Source organism: Roseibium sp. (assembly GCF_965216085.1).
Lineage (GTDB): Bacteria > Pseudomonadota > Alphaproteobacteria > Rhizobiales > Stappiaceae > Roseibium.
This window is the reverse complement of record NZ_OZ244138.1, coordinates 68,110-84,726: the sequence shown is the minus strand read 5'-3', so window position 1 is coordinate 84,726 and position 16,617 is coordinate 68,110. Positions and strand designations below refer to the sequence as shown.

Genomic DNA, 16,617 nt, shown 5'->3' with positions numbered 1-16,617 from the left:
CAAGGCGTCATCTAGAGCCTCTTGCGCCAATGGCTGCAAGCAATCAGGCGCCAGCCATGATCTTTGCGTAGATCTCCTCGTCCGTCACACCTTCTGAACCAATGAGAAGCACTCGTGACCGGGCATTCAACCCAAGGCGCTTCCAGACATCAACTTCGTCGCGCGCAGCCAGTATCGCAGCCAGACCGGCAACACCGCTCTCACCTGCCTCAATTAGCGGGTCTCCCGATGCCGGACGTGCCAACCGGCGCATTGCCGGAGCCACAAGGGCATCATCGATCACCACAAAGTCGGACGCTTCGCTCCAAAGAATTTCCCACGCTATGGGCGATGGAACACCGCATGACAGGCCGGCCATAACAGTCTCCTCATGAAGGTCTACCGAGGTCGGCTTTCCTTGACCGGCACTTTCATATAAGCAGGCCGCCAGTTTTGGCTCGACAACACAAACACGAGGTGTTTCTGACCCATAGTGCTGGCGCAATCTTGCGGCGACCGAGCCCGCAAGACCGCCAACGCCGCCCTGCAAAAATACATGGGTTGGGGGTTGTTTCAGCTCCTCGACGATCTCATTAACCATCACACCATAGCCGGACATGACATCGTGTGGCGGATCCGTATAGCCAGGCCACGATGTATCTGAGACAACGAACCAGCCGTTTTCGGCGGCTTCCTTGCGGCACAATTCCACGGACTCATCATAATCGCCTTCAATCCGGATCACTTCGGCGCCCAACTCACGCATGGATTGAGCCCGGCCTTCGCTGACCTCGGCGTGGATGTAGATGCGGCAAGGTGCGCCAAACCTTTGGCACCCCCAAGCCAGTGACCGGCCATGGTTCCCATCCGTTGCGGAAGCCAATGTGATGTGAGCAACTTCTTCTGACCAGCGCCCTTCCCGGATGTCCACCAGGGAAACATCCTTTCCTGTCCGTCGCGCCACTTCCCGCTGCAAAACCCGAAGTGCAGCATAGGCGCCGCCGAGAGCCTTGAAACTGCCCAAACCAAACCTGGGTCCTTCGTCCTTGTAGTAGACGGCACCCAGGCCAAGATCGTTTGCTAATGCTGGCAAGGAATGGAGGGGGGTCGGCTGATATCCCTGCCACTGAACAATTTCTTCAAAAGCAACTGAATAGGCATCTCTGGGGAGCACGGTTTCAGCAGCTGGCCCGAAGGACGGTTTTCCGGAACGGTGTGAGATCACATTGGTCATCCATAATCTCCGGTCAGCCGTTGAGTGGCAGGCGCTGGCGCACCAGTTCTGCCCAGAAACTTGCTCCGATGGGGAGCAGGTCATCATTAAAGTCATAATCCGCTGAGTGAAGCGGCCGCCCGTGCGCCCCTTCTGTGCCGTTGCCCATCAAAAGAAAACATCCCGGCACGGCATCAGCGAAATAAGCAAAGTCCTCAGAAAAGCTCATTGGCGGCCGGTTGCCGTCCGTTTCCAATCCCAATGACCGGGCCACTTCAGCAACCCTGGTGGCCACATCATAGTCATTGACTGCTTCAATGAACTCCGTTCGAAATTCAACAGAGATGTCGACTTCGTGGCTTGTCCCAATGCCGGCGGCTATCTGGCGCAGGTGGTATTCTGCCTGGCTGCGGTCATCCGATGACCGGGCCCGGACCTCACCTTTGATCCGTGTATGTCCAGGCAGGACATTGCGCTGCCCATCGCTGATGAACTCAGTCACCGACACGACAGCGCCCGACGATGGCGGCAGTTTGCGCGAAACAATCGTTTGCAGGGCAAGAACCAACTCCGCGCCCGGCGTCAAGGTCTCCCGGCCAGCCTGAGGCATGGAAGCGTGTCCGCCTGTTCCCCTGATTTCGATTTCAAAAAGACTCTCGCTGGCACAGATGAAACCCGGCCGGGTTGAAATACGGCCCACCGGCTCTCCTGGCAGATTGTGAGCCCCATAAACTTCCTCTATCGGAAACCGGGTCAGGACGCCTTCGTCAATCATCGCCTTGGCCCCGAGGCCATGTTCTTCATTCGGCTGAAAAAGGAGCACAACCGTACCGTCAAAATCTTGGGCTTTTGCAAGCAGTTCCGCGGCTCCCAGGAGCATGGCTGTATGACCGTCGTGGCCGCAAGCGTGCATTAAACCGTCATTCAGCGACCGGTGCGCAAAAGTGTTAGCCTCTGAGATAGGCAGAGCATCAAAATCCGCCCGAAGGCCGATCGCCTTATTGCCTTTGCCTGCGCGCAGAACCCCAACAACACCGATGCCTTCGTGCGTTTCAATGCCGAGACCCCGCAAATGTTGCGCAATACGGGCTTTGGTCCAGTGTTCCTGAAACCCCAGTTCAGGGTTTTGGTGAAACTCGTGCCGAAGAGCGCGCAAGCGGTTTTCAAACTGGACCATCGTTTGATCTCTCTTCTTCATCCCGATTTACAGAACCTGAATGAGAGAATAACTTGCTACCGATGAAATATGCGCTGGAATTCTAGCGCTTAGATGCAAGATTATTTCACATGAACAATCTGGACAGCCATGACCGAGCCATATTGGGTGTTTTGCAGAAGGACAACAAAACACCCCAGCATAAAATTGGTGAGCAGGTAAATCTTTCGGCACCATCCGTGCAGCGGCGCATCCGCCGCATGGAGGCGGATGGTGTCATCACAGCCAACGTTGCCGTTGTGAAACCGGCGGCTGTCGGCCTTCCTTTGACAATTTTCGTGGAAGTCGAGCTTGCAAGCGAAATTCCAAAGGAAATTGATGCCGCAAAACTTGCCTTTCGGGAAGCGCCTGAAGTGCAGCAGTGTTTTTATGTGACCGGTGAAGTCGATTTTGTTCTGGTGGTCATTGTTGAAAGCATGCCCGCTTACGAGGATTTCACACGCCGGATGTTCTTTGAAAACGGCAACATCAAAAAGTTCAGAACATTCGTCTCGATGGATGCAATTAAAACCGGGTCATCTCTCAATATATGAAACACCATCCAAAACTATCCGGTACCGGGTCCACAGAACGCGTGTAGAGACGGTCCGCCATTCCGGCGTTGTCCAAGATTGCAATTGATGGATGCCGTTCAAGGAAACAGGACACGCCCGGCAAAAAAGAGCCGGGCGTGTCTGAGACATCAAGCTGCTCTGATCTGACCGAGGAACCGGTTGACCTCATCACGCAACAGGTTCGACTGTTCCGTCAGTTCATCGATGCTCGATTGCACTTCGTGGGTCGCTGCACTTGAATCGACCGACGCGTCTTTCACAACCTGAATGCTGTCGGATACATCCCGCGTGCCATTGGCGGCCTGGGCGACATTCTCCGCAACGCTTTGAGTGGTCGCGCCTTGCTCTTCCATGGCAGAGGCAATGGCGGTCGAGGATTGATCAAGATCGCGCATCACATCGCCGATCTTCGCAATCGATCCAACAGCTGTTTTGGTTTCTGCCTGGATTTCCGTCACCAGCTCGGAGATGTTTTCCGTTGCCTTGGCGGTTTCATTCGCCAGAGCCTTTACCTCGCTGGCCACAACCGCGAAGCCCTTACCGGCTTCGCCGGCGCGGGCAGATTCGATGGTTGCGTTCAGGGCCAGCAAATTGGTCTGCTCGGCAATGTCAGAGATCATGGAAACGACTTCGCCAATCCGGTCAGCCATATTTGCCAAAGCTTCCATTTGGCTCGCCGTGCTGGAGACATCTTGTGCGGCGCTCTTTGACGCGTGAGACGCACGGATAATCTGTTCATTGATCTCGCTAATCGAAGCCGTCATTTCTTCTGCGGCGGAGGCCACGACCGAGACGTTTTCGGTTGTTTGTGCCGAGGCAAGAGCTGCGTTTTCAGCCCGTTCGCTGGTATTTTCCGATACGCGTGCCATTGTCTGCGCGCTTTGATCCAGATTGGATGCTGTATTGGAAACCCGCTCGACGATCGCGCCGACAGAGGCTTCGAACTGGCTTGCCAGATTTTGCATCATCGCCCGTTTTTCTTCCTCAGCGCGGGCTTCCTGGTCCTTCTGTTCTGCCTCAAGCTGTTCTGTCCGGATCGCATTGGCGCGGAAGACCTCAACGGCGCGGGCAATGCTTCCGATTTCGTTTTGGCGGTCTGCAAACCCAACTTCGACGTTGTTATTGCCTTCCGCCAGTTCGCTCATGACGGTCGTAAGCGAGTTGATCGGACCTGTGATGCTGCGACCGATTACCCAGCCAAGAGCAATCGCAAGCAGCAGTCCGACTGCACCAACGACAAGGAAAACGTTTCGGGAAAGATCACGCGCCGTGACAACACCTTCGCTCGCCGCTTTTTTTCCAAGATAGGCCGTCTCAGACAGAGCTGCCCAATCTGGAGTAAGCTTTTCAAACGTCTCATCCGCGTGAGCAATTTCCTCTTGGATGCGGATTGATTTTTCAGCAAATTTTTTGAAGGCTGCTTGGTACGTATCCAGAAGGCTGCTGATTTCCTTCTGCTCGGCATCAGACAATCCGCTTTCGGGAAGCATTTTTGCAAATTCAGCACGACGCTTATCGATCCGATCGATGTATTTGGTGGCACCGCGCAGCATGAAGTCTTTTTCATGGCGGCGCATCATCAGCATCTTGACCGTCAGAGCGTCAAGATTGGCCGCTTTGAGTTTTTCTTCGACATTATGAACGGCGGAGCGCAACTCCCCTTTAAGGCCCACCTTCTCGTTCAGACCCATTTCGGTCATATCAACAACAAGGACGTCGAACTCTTCCTTGTGCATTGTGAGAGTTTTTTCGAGGTTCTCAATCGCCGCCATCTGACCAGAAGCTTCTGGTTTTTCCGCAATAGACTTCAGGAACTCAACAGCTTCATCAAAACTCTTGTTGTAAGTTTCCTGAAGCGCTGGATCCTTTTTGAGTAGAAACTCTTTCTCGGCGCGCCGCATGTCCTGAGCTCTCGCCAGAACTTGCGATACGTAGAAATCCATTTGGGAGTATTCGGCGAGCTTGTCGTTTTCCGCCCCAACTAAAACATGGCTGTGCCGGGCGATAAAGAACAACGCGACAATAGCAATGATTGTGATGACCGACAGGCTGCCTACGCGTGCCGCGATTGACAGATTAGCGATGAACTTCATAGGTGCACCATTTTTTAAATTGCAGATTGAAGGATTCAATCCACGCACAGTTGGCACAGGTCACCTGATTTGAATTAATATTCCTTTACGACACCAAAATAAAAAAGAGACAATTTTCAATAGTCCAAAGACAGAAATAAGAATTGAAACAGAAAATAACAACAACCTTAGCTGGCTAAATAATGTTATAACCCCCTCAGAATTGTTATTGACGTCATACATTTGATCCGAAGTTACAGATAGACGCATCTGCATAAACACAGATACTAAATTTTCAAATTGACTGAAAGGAATTCGCCAAAGTACCAATATAAATACTTCAGATTGCAATCCACAACATCAACACCAAATAGACTTCACTCGCGACACTGCGAACGAAATTCAATCCGGGCCTTCCCAACTCACGCCGCCAGTGGATAGGCTTCTTCGACAAGATATGGCCCGCCACCAACGCTGGATTTGGCAGAAAAAAGGACAAACCGGCCGGCAACAAATGGCGGTGCCTGAAAACTGCCACGCTCACACAGCCACTTTGCGACATCCTCGTTGGTCGATGATTTGCACCGGGCAAGGGTGACGTGCGGCACATACTTGCGCCGTTCAGCTGGCAAATTCAGCCGTTGCAGGATCCTCTCCTGCTCCGCCTGCAGTTCTGCCAGTGCCGAGGTCAATTGAACCCCGGCCCAGACCGCGTGCGGTTTGCCATTGCCGAAAGATCCAAGGCTATCTAGCCGGATTTCCACGGGCTCCCGATGGATCCGGTCAAGGGCGTCCACAACCTCGTCAGCCGTGCGATCGTCGATGTCGCCAATAAAACGCAGGGTGATGTGATAATTTCCCGGATCGATCCAGCGGGCGCCCCGAAGGCCTCCCCGGAGCATGGACAACATGAGGGCCGTCTCAGACGGAATCTCAAGGCCTGTAAAAAGCCGCGGCATAGGTGGTCCCTCCGCCAAACGCTGATGTCTCCCATGAGGAATCAACTTCATGAAATTCGCAAGACAAAAAACCAAGATATTGGATTTTAACCGGTATTTATGTGGAGAGACAAAAAAAGGCCGGACAGAAACGTCTGTCCGGCCTGAATTGTTTTCAGTTTGATTCTCTGGATCAGAACCGCCGCGTCTATGGCGCCGGATTACCAAATTCCTGGTGAATGGCATCGATTTTTTCCAGAACATCGCTGCTCAGCGTCACATCGGCCGCACCAATGTCCGTTTCCAATTGCTCCATCCGAGTCGCGCCCAAAATGACAGAAGTCATGAAGTCCCGCGACTTGGCAAAAGCAATCGCCATCTGAGCCGGATCAAGACCCGCCTCCTTGGCCAAGTCGAAATAAGCATCATAGGCGGCCAAGGCCCGTGGATGCTCGTAACGCTGCAAGCGGTCGAACAGGCGTTTGCGAGAGCCAGCCGGCAATGCTCCCCCTTTGTATTTTCCGCTCAGATACCCTTGCGCCAACGCGGAATAGCCCAGAAGGCCGACGTCCTCGCGGTCTGCAATCTCCGCCAGTCCGGTCTCAAACGTCCGGTTCACCAGGTTGTAGGTGTTCTGGATGGAAGCGACCCGTGGCAGGCCGAGATGTTCGGATGCCGCGACATAACGCATCGCACCCCAGGAACTCTCATTGGAAATACCGATCTGGCGCACCTTACCGCTCTTCACCAGATCCGCCATGACTTCCAGGGTGCTTTCAATACTGTTTTCACCTTCCACCCGGTCCGGAGCGGCCCAGCGGGTCGGATTTGCGCCGAAATTGCTCATGTTCCGATCCGGCCAGTGGATCTGATAGAGATCGATGTAGTCGGTCTGAAGATTTTTAAGGCTGCGGTCGACGGCAAACTCGATTTCCGTGCGGGTCAAGCTCGCGCCTTTGCCGTGCTCGCGGAACCAGTCCATACCAGTCCGGCCAACCACTTTGGTGGCTAGAACAACCTTGTCGCGGTTGCCGGTCTTTTTGAACCAGGTTCCGATGATGCGTTCGGTTCGCCCGCGCGTTTCCTTTTTCGGCGGGATCGCATAGAGCTCTGCCGTATCAAAGAAGTTGACGCCCTTTTCCAGCGCATAATCCATCTGAGCGTGCCCTTCGGCCTCGGTGTTCTGTTCACCGAACGTCATTGTGCCAAGGCACAAAGCACTGACCTTGATATCCGTGCGGCCGAGCGTGCGCATTTCCATGCAGGTTTTCCTTTTGTATTTCGTCTGTTGGGCGAAAAGCGGCAGGCGCTTTAGGACTTTCCTGCCTCCAAGAGCAGCTCTTCGACCATAGGCAAGATGTTTTCAACGATGACCGCAACACCCTTTACATTCGGGTGCATACCGTCCGCTAAGTTGAGGTCTGGATTGAGCGCGACCCCATCTAGAAAAAAGGGATAAAGCAGAGCTCCCTGCTCCTTTGACACATCTGGATAGATGGAATCAAAGGCTTGCGCATAAGCATCACCAAGATTTCGTGGCGCCAGCATTCCGGCCAGAAGCACAGCAATCTTTTTGTCTTTGAGACGCGTGACGATGTCTTGAATGTTTTTCCGGGTGACCTCCGGCTGGATACCCCGAAGCGCGTCATTGGCGCCCAATTCAACGATCACCGCGTCGGTATCATCGCCAACCGACCAGTCGAGGCGTGAAAGCCCCCCGGAAGATGTGTCTCCAGAAACGCCGGCATTGACGACTTCGACGGAATGGCCGCGCTGATCAAGGGCACGCTGTAATTGTTCCGGAAAGCCATCGCCTGCCGAGAGTTGATATCCGGCCGACAGGCTATCGCCCAGAACCACCAGCTTGAGATCAGCAGCTTTCGCCGTGCCTGCGGCAACGAAAACCAGGGACATCATCAAATAAAGAAAGAATCGATACACTCTATTACACTTTCCTGACTGGAAGACGTGCGACATCAGGCCCATATGGTCGCAAAGTGACCACTTGTCGAGGGCATGTGACGGCCAAAATGGCCAGCATATGACCGTTATAAAGGCCCAAACATGACAACTGCACCAGCAATTGCTTTGAAAAATGTCCACCTGACCCTCGGCGAAGGCGCTGGCCGGGTCCATATTCTCAAAGGAATTGATCTGGAGATCGATCAAAGCACCTCCGTGGGTTTGGTGGGGCCATCCGGGTCCGGTAAATCAACTCTGTTGATGGTAATGGCGGGGCTGGAGCGTGCGGACGAAGGCTCTGTTCAAGTCGCCAATTCGGAACTGGGCGGATTGTCGGAAGACCAGCTGGCAAGGTTCCGCGGCCGCAATGTCGGCATTATTTTCCAGTCTTTCCATTTGGTTCCAAACATGACGGCACTTGAAAATGTTGCCGTTCCATTGGAGCTGGCGGGAGACTCAGAAGCCTTCGCCAAGGCAAAGGCTGAACTCGACGCTGTCGGGCTTGGCCATCGGCTGCATCACTATCCGGCACAAATGTCCGGTGGCGAACAGCAGAGGGTTGCTGTTGCCAGGGCACTTGTCGTCGAACCGCAGATTTTGATCGCGGACGAACCGACCGGCAACCTGGACGAATCCACGGGCACCCAAATCGTGGAGTTAATGTTTGAAGCCCAGCGCAAGCGCAATACCACCCTTGTTCTGGTGACCCACGATCAAGCTCTTGCCGAGAAATGCGACCGGGTGATCCGCGTCCGGTCCGGCGAAATCGAAGAACACTCAGCCGATCTTCCGCACACACAAGAACAGGTGTCCGCATGAGCGGGTTTGTTTCCGGACCGGCCAGCCGCGGCAATCAGACCTTTTCCCTTGCCCTTCGTTTCGCCCTGCGTGAATTGCGCGGCGGACTGAAAGGCTTTTACATCTTCATCGCCTGTATAGCGCTTGGTGTTGCGGCAATTTCCGGCGTAACCTCCGTCTCCCGGGCCTTGACAGAAGGGATTTCCCAGGAAGGCCAAGCCATTCTCGGTGGCGATCTCTCTTTCCGGCTGGTGCACCGTCAAGTAAATGACGACGAACGCGCCTACATCAACAGCCTTGGCTCCATCTCGGAAGTGGCAACTTTGCGGGCCATGGCCCGGCGCCCGGATAACGCCGATCAAACTCTGGTCGAGTTAAAGGCGGTTGATGACGTTTATCCGCTCTATGGCGCCCTCGAATTGCAATCCGGACAAACCTTACAAGATGCCTTGGCGCAAAAGGGTGGAACTTGGGGCGCCGTTGCGGAATTGGCCCTTCTGGCCCGGCTCGACCTAGAGGTTGGCGATAAACTCGAACTCGGCCGTTCCACGGTCACAATCACCGATGTCATCGACAGTGAACCGGACAAACTTGCCGGGGGCATGGACTTCGGTCCACGCCTGATGATCTCTACCGCAGCAATTGAAGCGACGGATCTGGTCCAGCCCGGCAGCCTTGTGCGCTGGCATTACCGTGTGCGCATGGATCCGGCCCCGAGCATCAATGCCCTTCGGCAGATTGTCGAAGACGCCGAACAAACTCAATCCGATGCCGGCTGGCGGGTTCGCTCGCGGGCCAATGCCTCGCCCGGGCTTCAGCGTAGCATCGACCGGTTCGCTCAATTTCTGACCTTGGTCGGCCTGACCGCCCTTGTCGTCGGCGGTGTTGGTGTTGCAAATGCCGTCCGGGCGTTTCTGGAAACCAAACGGGAGGTCATAGCCAGCTTCAAATGCCTCGGCGCGACCGGCGGGTTTGTCTTCCAGGTCTATCTGGTCCAAATGCTGATCCTGGCCCTGATCGGCATAGGGATTGGCCTTGTTATCGGTGCCATCATCCCGTTTGCAGCAGGGGCTGCTCTTGCGAACGTGCTGCCTGTCAAATTGGCTGTGTCGATCTATCCGGGAGAATTGGCGCTTGGGCTGATCTACGGCCTTCTGACAGCTCTGGCCTTTGCCCTCTGGCCGCTCGGACGTGCACATGATGTCCCGCCGACAGCCCTCTTCCGGGACATTGTCACCGGCGGAAACAAGTGGCCGCGCAAACGCTATTTGTCGGCCACCGCTGTTACCGTGCTCACGCTTGCCGCCATTGCCATTTTCCTAGCTCATGACCAGCGAATTGCAACGATCTACATCGCCGCGTCTGCCGGTGCGTTTATCCTGCTGGTCGCCGTTGCGCGAGCGATCATGGCGCTGGCCAAACGGCTGCCACAGGTTCGCTCGACAGAGTTACGCCTAGCGATTGCCAATATTCACCGGCCCGGGGCCCTGACGCCGTCAGTTGTGCTGTCGCTCGGCCTCGGCTTGTCATTGCTCGTCGCCCTAACGTTGATTGACGGCAATCTGCGCCGGGAACTCACGGCAACCATCGCCGGTCAGGCACCCAGCTTCTTTTTTGTCGACATTCAAAGCCACGAGCGGGACGCCTTTGACACGCTATTGCAATCCGAGACAACGGGCGCTGAAATTCAAAGTGTTCCGATGCTGCGCGGCCGCATCACAACTTTGAACGGCATTGCCAGCAGTGAATTTGTTCCCGCACAAGAAGGCTCAGATTGGGTTTTGCGCGGCGACCGCGGCATCACTTATGAGGCAGAACTGCCTGCCAATTCCAAGCTGGCCGAAGGCGAGTGGTGGCCACAGGATTATGCAGGCCCGCCGCTCTTGTCCTTTGATGCGGAAGCGGCCATGGAACTCGGCTTGAAAATCGGAGACACCATTACCGTCAACGTTCTGGGACGGGAGATCTCGGCCACGATCGCCAATCTCCGGGATGTCGAATGGCAATCGCTTGGCATCAACTTCGTCATGGTGTTCTCGCCGAATACGTTTGCCGGCGCACCGCACTCTCACCTGATGACACTGGGCTGGGAAAACGCTGTACCGGCCGAAACTGAGCTGGCGCTCTTGAAAACCGTGTCCAATGCCTATCCGACTGTCACGACCGTCCGAGTAAAGGATGCCATCACTCAGGTGAACAATCTGGTCGCGCAGCTCGCCTGGGCCATACGCGGTGCCTCTTCGATCACATTGATCGCGAGCATCCTGGTACTTGCTGGCGCATTGGCAGCTGGTCACCGCAGCCGAATCTATGATGCTGTGATCCTCAAAACCATCGGTGCGACCCGGACACGGCTGATTGTTGCTTACGGACTGGAATATGCAATATTGGGCTTTGTCACCGCCGTTTTTGCGGTTCTGGCGGGCGGGGTCGCTGCTTGGTATGTGATTACCGGGATCATGGGCGGTTCGTTCACACTGCTGCCGGTCACAGCCTTCAGCGCAGCCCTGATCGCGCTGGTTTTGACCGTCGGATTTGGCCTGATCGGCACATGGCGCGTACTTGGCGAGAAACCAGCTCCTGTCCTTAGGAATCTTTAGAACTGGCGGTATAATCGTTAACCGTCAGAAAAAATTCATGAAATTCTCTACACGGAGGCGCTTGCTCACGATCGATGAGCCTTGCGCGTCCGGCCTATCTTGGCTATCCGATTAGCTGTCTTTTTTCTGGGAGGGCTAACCAATATGCCGGTCAATCATTTGAGTTCGTTGTTCAAGACCACTGCCGCCGCTGCGCTTGCTGCCGCATCTCTGCTAATGGCTGCACCTGCTGCCCAGGCCGAGAGCCCGTTTCACACCGGTGTCTGGCAGCTGAATACGCCTGAGGGCGCACGCGGCCTGGTCGTCAGTGATTGGCTGGTGTTCGAAAATGGTTTGCCAAAGCGCTGGCTCTACCGCCGGGCTGGCACCAATGATGCCAACCAGTTCGATTTTTTCACCCGTAGCATTGGTGATAACGGTTTCACACCCGTTGGAATCCGGGTCTACCGGACGGGCGAACACGAGATGAAATATACTATCTCGGAAAAGGGCAAAGACGCGATTGAAGTCTCAGCAAAACGCTTGTCTATCCCGAGCTATAAAAACTCCTGCCTGTCCGTGGAAAACAAGGGCAACCGCTTGAAAGGCGGCGGCTGGGTTGGCACACCGCAGTCAGCAGGCAAAAAACTGCGCGTTTCGAAATCCAAGCTCACAATCGACGGCAAGTCCCGTGACGTGACCGTCGAGGATGTTCGTGTTGGCCGGGTTGGCATTATGGAAAATGGCAAACCACTGGCCTTCTTCACCGATGCCGGTGGGGATTATGGTGTCCTGCAATGGTTTCAGGACGGCGTAACACCGGAAGTCATGCGCGACACAACAAAAGAAGTGATGGATTTCAAGGCAGAAGAGATCTTCCGCTGGCAACAAGGCACATGTGACCGGCAGATTGAATCCCGCCTAAAAGAAATGAAATAAGGCACTCTCTTAATCATACGGTGCGGAAATACGGACTGGCGTAGAAAGATTACGATTTTTTCACGAAATCAATCTTGTGCTAAGATCCGTATTCTCCCATATGTTGAGGGAGCTGTGCTGCATGCGGAATATCATGCGCATAATATGAATAAAGGGGAAACTCACGACCATGTCGACCTTTGACCGTCAATCTCAAGGCGCCTATTCGGTTGCCGGCGCACGTGCCGAGGCCGGCATAGACCAGGGCCTGCGCGCCTATATGCTGGGCGTTTACAACTACATGACCTTCGGCGTAGCGCTGACCGGCTTCTTTGCCATTGGCACCTACATGATGTCGGTTGTCACCAACGATGCCGGCGCCATTGTTGGCCTGACACCGCTGGGCTCCGCCATCTTCGGCAGCCCGCTGAAATGGGTTGTCATGCTGGCTCCGCTTGGAATGGTAATGTGGCTGTCCTTCCGCATCCAGTCCATGAGCGCATCTGCTGCGCGGACCATGTTCCTGGTCTACTCCGCCATGATGGGCATCTCGCTCTCATCGATCTTCATGGTGTACACCGGTGGTTCGATCGCGCGCGTGTTTTTCATCTCGGCAGCTTCTTTCGGTGCACTGAGCATCTTCGGTTACACCACTAAGAAAGACCTGTCCGCTTGGGGTTCATTCCTGTTCATGGGCCTGATCGGTATCGTCATCGCGTCCCTGGTCAACATCTTCTTGGCCTCCTCTGCGATGCAGTTCGCCATCTCCGTGATCGGTGTTCTGGTGTTTGCCGGCCTGACGGCCTACGACACCCAGCAGATCAAGGAAATGTACTACGAAGGCGACTCTGGTGAAGTTGCCACCAAGAAGTCCGTCATGGGCGCCCTGCGCCTGTACCTGGACTTCATCAACCTGTTCCTGATGCTGCTGCAGCTGTTCGGCAACCGCGAATAAGCGCTCTGCATAAAGAAACGCGAAAGCCCGGCCACTGCGCCGGGCTTTTTTGTTTTGACATTTGACGGTTGCTAAGCTTGCACGACCCGCAAATCGGGATGGGTGCTGGAGTTCAAGACCGACTGGCCGGAAACAGAACTCTCCAGAAACTGCTCAAGATAAGTCTTCAGGTGATGCACAATGGGTGAGGAATTCTGAGCTTGCGTGTAAATCGCCAAGCGGGTCGCCGGCAATGGCGGAAACCCTGCTTGCTCCTTTAAGACTTTGAAACTGTCAAGAACCGCTCCCGCCGGCAAACAGCCAACTCCGGTTCCCGAGAGGATTGCCATTTGTGCAGCTGCAACGCTGGTTGTGGTGATTTGCTCATACCAGCGCCGCCCAGCGGCTTCCAATGATGTAAAAACGAATTGGCGGAAGGGGCACGGCTCAGGAAACAAGATCAACGGCAACGGGTCGGACAAAACGCAATCCAAACTGGCCACCCAGTAAAGCAGCTCCTCGACACAAGCATTTGCTTCCGCGGAACCTGATTGCACAAGGGCAATCGCCAAATTGATTTCATTGGTCGCCAGCCGCTCATGCAGCGTCGCGCTGTCTGCCACCGTCAATTCCAGCTTTACGTTTGAATGAACCCTCACGAAGCTGCAGAACAACGATTGCAATCTGCTTGTTGCAAACCACTCAGGCAAACCGACATGCACTTTTCCGGTAAGCTCTGGCGCAGACAGACGCATGCGGGCTTCTTCGTGGGATTTCAGAATTTGAGCGGCGTGATCATACAATATGCGGCCATGTGGCGTCAGAACCATGATGCGTGACGTCCGCTCTATGAGTTGGCGCCCTATTCGGTCTTCCAGCCGGCGCAGCTGAGAACTCACGCAAGGCTGTGTTCGGTTGATGAGCGCCCCTGCGCGCGTAACACTCCCAGTATCGGCAACGGCCACAAAAGCCTCTAGAAGCTCGATGTCAAATCGTCCGGCAGTCATTTACCCCACCAACCCCACCTACAAAAAGGAAACAAAATTCAACAACACTATCTATGGTTGAATATAAAATTATATTATACGGAGTTGCAATTATAAATTTAGCTGCATGGGCATAATCCCCTATTACGGGAGGATGTAATCCAAAGCCCAAAAGGTTCCAAATGTCGTTAGCTTATTCTGCGCCACAGCCCGATCTGGAAACTCCGGCAATTGTTTTGCCACCGCTTTGCGAAAGAGTTCGATCCGCAATTTCCCTGCATACAGAGTTCAGTACGGATCGGATCCTCACTCAGGAAAATCGGGAAAAATATGCTGAAAAAGCCTCCGGCAGTGGATCTTCGGATCACTTGTTCGAAGTGTTCGATCTTATGCGGCAACTGAATGAACAAGGTCTGGCCTCCAACTCGCTTGGAAAGGCCACGAACAGCGGCAATTCATTCCGGCAGGCTCTTTTGGAGATTTGTTCCCAAATCGCCCAAACGGCAAGCGCCCGGCCATTGACCTATGTTGAACTTGGACCTGAACCAATCAAGACCGCTTACATACTGAAAACGCTACAAGAAATGAACGTTAAGATCGATCAGTATATAGCTGTCGATATCAATCCAAAATCCGCTGAGCATATGAGGCCGGTCTTAGAGCAGGTTCTTAATGGAACGCCTCTGACATTTGTTACCAGTGCCTTTGAAGAGTTCCAGATGCCAGAACTTCAAATTGGGTCTGAAACCCCTGCGCTGATTACCATGCTTGGATTTCAGGAAGGCAATGATGATCCATCAGTCGTGAATGAATGGCTCCGGACAATCGCACGGCCAGGTGATTATCTCTTGGCCGAAAGCCAACTACTCATACAGTCACATCAAGACCGGATAAGCAGTTTTTACAGTCATCCCGCCATGTTGAGGTTTTCCCGAATTGCATTTGAAAAAGCGATCTGCACAAAAACCCCAAGTCTAAATCGTTTCTTTTTATTGCCTGTCCAATTTCATGATGGCCAAACAGCGCAAGCCGCTATTTTGGCGGAAGAATACGCAACCACAACCAGACAAAGAAACTTGCACGTTTCCAACTTTTGCCTGAAGCTGACACCTGAACAGTACCGTCACTACCGGGCGCTAAACGGCCATTTTAAAATCCTTTGCGAGGCGACAAGCGGTGACGAAACACTTCACTTCCAACTTTCCCGCCGAAACTAACATCCAGCCACCGAATCTCCTGGGTCTGACTGCTGCTGGTTTGGCAATCGTCGCTGCCACTTACGGGCTCGCCCGCTATTGCTTCGGCCTTTTCTTGCCGGAAATCCGGCAAGAATTTGCGCTTTCAACCGAAACCATCGGCCTTATCGCCGGATTATCCTATGCAGGATATCTGATTGCCACTTTTGCCGGGTCCTGGCTTTCAACAATGGTTGGGCCGCGCCTGCCAATTTTTCTCGGCGGGCTTTCGGCAACCGCCGGAATGACCCTGATCGGGATCTCACAAAGTCCTGAAATCCTAGCAATCGGAGTTTTTGTTGCCGGTATGAGTCCCGGTCTTGCTTACCCGCCGTTTTCAGATGTTATCGTCCATCACATCGAAACCAAGCGGCAAAATGCGATTTACGCCTGGATAAATTCAGGAACCGGGTTTGGGGTCGCTTTGGCCGGCCCTCTGGCGCTTTTTGCGAGTGAAGACTGGCGGCTGGCCTGGTTGATTTTTGCTGGTCTCGCCGGCCTTTTCACGATCTGGAATATGGCGATCCTGCCGCGAAACAGCCCTAGGCAAGAAAAAATGTCAGGTGTCCCAATATCAGAACTGCTCAATCCCTCGGCCAGGCCTCTTTTTGCCGCCGCTTTGTTGTTTGGAATCGTAACAGCCATTTATTGGACCTACGCAGTAGATCTCTTGTTAGCGATAACCGAAAATCCAGCGACGGCTGTAGTGTTTTGGATTGTATTGGGCACCGCAGGGATCACCGGTTGTTTTGCCGGAGGTCTGGTTAACCGGTGGGGCTTGCGTTCCAGTTACGGCCTTTTGCTGATCCTGATTGGCGGCGCGATCGCAACCCTCCCTGTGGCCGCGAGCATTCCGTCCGGAATCTACTATTCTGCTGCCAGTTTCGGGGCCGGCTTCATCATCACGACAGCATTGTTTGGAATGTGGAGCATGCGGATCTTCCGCAACACGCCTTCCATCGGATTTGGGCTGACGTTTTTTCTAATCTCGCTTGGTCAAGGCATCGGCCCGGTTGCAGGCGGTTATCTGGCACCGCAATTTGGTTTGCCTGCCGTCTTTGTCAGTGCAGGCCTTTTGTGTTTTGTGTTGGCACTTTTCCGTCCTGCGGGCGAATTTCATGGCCATAACTGAGAATTATGAACCGGGCCAGCTCTATACTGATTATTTCCTGTCAGCACTGCACCGCACATGAAAAAATGGGGCACTAGCTGTTGTCAAACTGTAACGGTGAA

General features: G+C 54.0%; 14 protein-coding genes. 7 read left to right on the top strand and 7 right to left on the bottom strand.

The genetic code is table 11. From position 1 onward, the window contains the following. Nucleotides 1-43 precede the first annotated feature (43 nt). Together ACOOFE_RS00425 and ACOOFE_RS00420 are read right to left on the bottom strand one after the other, a co-directional pair. Nucleotides 44-1,213 carry a diaminopropionate ammonia-lyase gene (locus ACOOFE_RS00425; protein ID WP_420413161.1) on the bottom strand — a complete coding sequence of 390 codons (1,170 nt, stop codon included), beginning with the start codon at nucleotides 1,211-1,213 and terminating at the stop codon, nucleotides 44-46. 13 nt (nucleotides 1,214-1,226) lie between these two features. Further along, on the bottom strand, nucleotides 1,227-2,369 hold the full coding sequence (locus ACOOFE_RS00420) for an amidohydrolase (RefSeq protein WP_420413160.1): 1,143 nt from the start codon (nucleotides 2,367-2,369) through the stop codon (nucleotides 1,227-1,229). Between the two features lie 110 nt (nucleotides 2,370-2,479). Here ACOOFE_RS00420 and ACOOFE_RS00415 point away from each other — a divergent pair, with 110 nt between their 5' ends. Continuing rightward, nucleotides 2,480-2,941 (top strand): Lrp/AsnC family transcriptional regulator, encoded by a 462-nt coding sequence (locus ACOOFE_RS00415; RefSeq protein ID WP_420413159.1) that lies wholly within the window; start codon nucleotides 2,480-2,482, stop codon nucleotides 2,939-2,941. Nucleotides 2,942-3,090: 149 nt separating this feature from the next. Here ACOOFE_RS00415 and ACOOFE_RS00410 read toward each other — a convergent pair whose 3' ends face one another. The 4 genes from ACOOFE_RS00410 to ACOOFE_RS00395 form a co-directional block, all read right to left on the bottom strand. Continuing rightward, the gene (locus tag ACOOFE_RS00410) at nucleotides 3,091-5,055 is read right to left on the bottom strand and encodes a methyl-accepting chemotaxis protein (RefSeq protein WP_420413158.1); all 1,965 of its coding nucleotides are present in this window, start codon (nucleotides 5,053-5,055) and stop codon (nucleotides 3,091-3,093) included. 401 nt (nucleotides 5,056-5,456) lie between these two features. Further along, entirely contained in the window at nucleotides 5,457-5,993 is a 537-nt protein-coding gene (gene thpR, locus ACOOFE_RS00405; protein ID WP_420413157.1) for an RNA 2',3'-cyclic phosphodiesterase, read from the bottom strand. A gap of 187 nt (nucleotides 5,994-6,180) precedes the next feature. Continuing rightward, nucleotides 6,181-7,233, bottom strand: a complete 1,053-nt coding sequence (locus tag ACOOFE_RS00400; protein ID WP_420413156.1) for an aldo/keto reductase — start codon at nucleotides 7,231-7,233, stop codon at nucleotides 6,181-6,183. Nucleotides 7,234-7,283: 50 nt separating this feature from the next. Continuing rightward, on the bottom strand, nucleotides 7,284-7,889 hold the full coding sequence (locus ACOOFE_RS00395; RefSeq protein WP_420415651.1) for an arylesterase: 606 nt from the start codon (nucleotides 7,887-7,889) through the stop codon (nucleotides 7,284-7,286). Nucleotides 7,890-8,036: 147 nt separating this feature from the next. Between ACOOFE_RS00395 and ACOOFE_RS00390 the strand changes: the two genes are divergently transcribed. The 4 genes from ACOOFE_RS00390 (at nucleotide 8,037) to ACOOFE_RS00375 (ending at nucleotide 13,184) form a co-directional block, all read left to right on the top strand. After that, complete coding sequence (locus ACOOFE_RS00390) at nucleotides 8,037-8,753, top strand: ABC transporter ATP-binding protein (protein ID WP_141184592.1); 717 nt, start codon at nucleotides 8,037-8,039, stop codon at nucleotides 8,751-8,753. Beyond that, complete coding sequence (locus ACOOFE_RS00385; RefSeq protein ID WP_420413155.1) at nucleotides 8,750-11,332, top strand: ABC transporter permease; 2,583 nt, start codon at nucleotides 8,750-8,752, stop codon at nucleotides 11,330-11,332. The genes ACOOFE_RS00390 and ACOOFE_RS00385 overlap by 4 nt, the downstream gene beginning before the upstream one ends. A 144-nt stretch (nucleotides 11,333-11,476) precedes the next feature. Then, the gene (locus ACOOFE_RS00380; protein WP_420413154.1) at nucleotides 11,477-12,250 is read left to right on the top strand and encodes a hypothetical protein; all 774 of its coding nucleotides are present in this window, start codon (nucleotides 11,477-11,479) and stop codon (nucleotides 12,248-12,250) included. A 169-nt stretch (nucleotides 12,251-12,419) separates the two neighbouring features. Further along, on the top strand, nucleotides 12,420-13,184 hold the full coding sequence (locus ACOOFE_RS00375) for a Bax inhibitor-1/YccA family protein (RefSeq protein ID WP_420413153.1): 765 nt from the start codon (nucleotides 12,420-12,422) through the stop codon (nucleotides 13,182-13,184). Between the two features lie 71 nt (nucleotides 13,185-13,255). On the opposite strand, the gene ACOOFE_RS00370 is transcribed toward ACOOFE_RS00375, so the two are convergent. Continuing rightward, nucleotides 13,256-14,170 (bottom strand): LysR substrate-binding domain-containing protein, encoded by a 915-nt coding sequence (locus ACOOFE_RS00370; RefSeq protein WP_420413152.1) that lies wholly within the window; start codon nucleotides 14,168-14,170, stop codon nucleotides 13,256-13,258. A 497-nt stretch (nucleotides 14,171-14,667) separates the two neighbouring features. On the opposite strand from ACOOFE_RS00370, the gene ACOOFE_RS00365 reads away from it, so the two are divergent. Together ACOOFE_RS00365 and ACOOFE_RS00360 are read left to right on the top strand one after the other, a co-directional pair. Then, complete coding sequence (locus ACOOFE_RS00365; RefSeq protein WP_420413151.1) at nucleotides 14,668-15,366, top strand: hypothetical protein; 699 nt, start codon at nucleotides 14,668-14,670, stop codon at nucleotides 15,364-15,366. Then, nucleotides 15,326-16,516, top strand: a complete 1,191-nt coding sequence (locus tag ACOOFE_RS00360) for an MFS transporter (RefSeq protein WP_420413150.1) — start codon at nucleotides 15,326-15,328, stop codon at nucleotides 16,514-16,516. The genes ACOOFE_RS00365 and ACOOFE_RS00360 overlap by 41 nt, the downstream gene beginning before the upstream one ends. Nucleotides 16,517-16,617 lie beyond the last annotated feature (101 nt).